General features: G+C 38.7%; 1 protein-coding gene and 1 pseudogene. One reads left to right on the top strand and one right to left on the bottom strand.

The annotated features are described in order from the left end of the window. Nucleotides 1–278 (bottom strand): annotated as a pseudogene (locus tag AC3G2T_RS38590) (alpha/beta hydrolase); the annotation flags it as partial. A gap of 834 nt (nt 279–1,112) precedes the next feature. Here AC3G2T_RS38590 and AC3G2T_RS38585 point away from each other — a divergent pair. Continuing rightward, a complete protein-coding gene (locus AC3G2T_RS38585) occupies nt 1,113–1,769 on the top strand; it encodes a DJ-1/PfpI family protein (RefSeq protein WP_488438800.1) in 657 nt (218 codons plus the stop codon). The last annotated feature ends 761 nt before the right edge of the window (nt 1,770–2,530 follow it).

The following is a 2,530-nucleotide window of genomic DNA, read 5'->3' as shown; positions in this document are numbered from 1 at the left end:
ACATGTGGCGCGAGCTTCTCATACAGCGGGTAAAAATCAATATACGGATTGGCCGTGCCCCAACCGGAAGCGAATACAACCGTTACATCCCCTTGACCGCCGGTATATAAATGCATATTTTTCCCATTCACTTTGTACAGCTTGCCGCTAGGGGTATAAGTTTTCAAATCATTCCGGACGCTCACCTGTTCATATATCGCGCCTGATCCCAGAAAAACAAGAATAGCCACGAACCCGATAACAACCGTCTTCCATAATCTTTTACGCCATTTTTTCATCTCTCACACTCCCCTGGATGTCAATATGTTAAGTTAATTGGTTATGGGAACCTAAAAGTGACTAAGGAAACTTATGATTTATTTTCGGTGAACGATAACGTTATTGTTGATCTTGAGGATGATAAAGTGATTTTGTGTGCATGTCCAACGGAAATTACAATGGTTCCAGGATTCACTCCTGAACGATTACGCCGCTCCTGTCTTTTTTCTACATTGATTGGTCTTGCCAAATGAATCCTCCTATCTTTAAACTGAATTTTTTATTAATTAAATGATCCGGCATTTAATTAAAAATATATCTTTAATTACGAATTATAGCAAGAGTGAATTCATCTTACTCATGAGTAGGATAAAACTTAGCAAATAAAAACGGCTCAACCTAAGAATCAGTGCTTGACTTCCAGAAAAAAGATAACTTGATTACGCTAACGGAGAACGATAGTTCAATTAAAACAACGGCTGTCTAGGACATTATTTCTCGTCCTTTGCAGCCGCTATTTTGATTTTTGGGCCATAGAATATTGCCTGTTTTCCAACATGTCATTAAGTATGTTTTTTGACATGTTACGTACTATTAAAGGTTTACATGAGCATTTCTCAATCAATATTTGTGGAAAGAGATGTTTGAAATTAAAATACCTTGGTTGGCGGCATGAGGGTTTTACACTGGTAAGCGTATTATTACTTCCAAAGGTCACTTTCTGGTTGTGGGCGATACCGTTCATGACCAGAACGCCGAGCAGTGTTTTCACAATATCGACATACCCATACCCCGTATGAGTATGTTATAGTTTGTTTGTAAGAATAGAATCCCACTCCAAAGGAGAGATCATCTTGAAAATCGCAATCATGCTTTTCGATGGAATCACAGCATTAGATGCAATTGGTCCATACGATGTATTTGCTGCTACACTGAAATGTGAAGTGAAGTTTGTCGCTAAGAAAAAAGGGTTAATCAAACTGGACTCAAATATGGGTTATTTGCATGCCGATTACAGTTTTTCTGAAGTTACTTCAGCTGATATTCTCGTTGTTCCAGGTTGCAGTCCGCCAAATTATAAAACTCCAATGAATGACGAAGAAACGTTAAATTGGATTCGCCAAATACATGAAACTACGAAATGGACCACGTCGGTTTGTAACGGCTCTCTGATTTTGAGCGCCGCAGGCTTGTTAAATGGAACCGCAGCCACCAGTCATTGGGGATCCTTCGACCTGCTTCAATCTCTTGGAACAATTCCAACAGATGAAAGAGTGGTTCGTCAGGGCAAAATCGTTACAGCAGCGGGTGTCTCCTCTGGTATCGATATGGCACTTCAATTAATAGCATGGGAATTGGGAGAAGATATGAGTAAAGGAGTCCAGCTGATTTTGGAATACGATCCTCAGCCTCCGTTTGACACGGGTTCCCCAAAGAAAGCGCCTGCTTTATTGGTAGAACAAATAAGAGGGATGTTACAAGAGTTTGCAAAACGGGAGCCCAATTTATAAATCACAAATAATTCAGCATATTCTCAATAGCGTTATTGAGGTAGGTGTAAGGTATCTGAGCAAGACCTCATTCCGGTATTAACATGGCTTAAACGTTCAATATTGTTAGTACTTGGTAGCGGAAATATCCAAAGAAGAAGAAGGAGCGAAGTGCTCCTTCTTTTTTATAAATCGAGATCATTTGAATCAAAGAGAAACCTCTCATTGGTTGCACCCCGGTGCTATATCTCATTAGTAGAATGTACATGTCTTAACACGTTAAATTGTATAGTTACTAATTTTTCAAAAAAAATTGTATGTGTCTTCGTTTCTAACGGTTACCCCTTAACGGGGTGAAAACTGGTTATTTTAATGTTCAAATCCTCTTAACGGTGTAAATCTGCGTTTTGCTGGCGGTCCCCCTATATTAAATAATCACTAATTTGGTTCTCTACGCTCATAGGAGGGATATTGTTTGTTAAGTAACATAAAAGAACTTTTTGGCGATTTGGATTTCTTTTCAAAGCAAGTTGCTGAGGTAGATTTATCCTCCTGATGATTTGCAGTGGATTAAAGCCATAAGAGAAATCTGGATTACTGAAAATTATCTTAAATTTGAAGGTATTCAGTTGGAGTTCGTTGATGTAAATAATTTTGCTTCATCGCTATAGTTCATGGCTAATGTCTGTGTAATAGAAAAATAGTCAATACTGTCCAGTAAGACGATTAATAGGGCGGGATGACTAATGTGGACCTCAATGAGCAGCAGTGACAATATGATT

This window comes from Paenibacillus sp. sgz302191, assembly GCF_057749925.1.
This window is presented reverse-complemented; position numbering and strand designations above follow the sequence as displayed.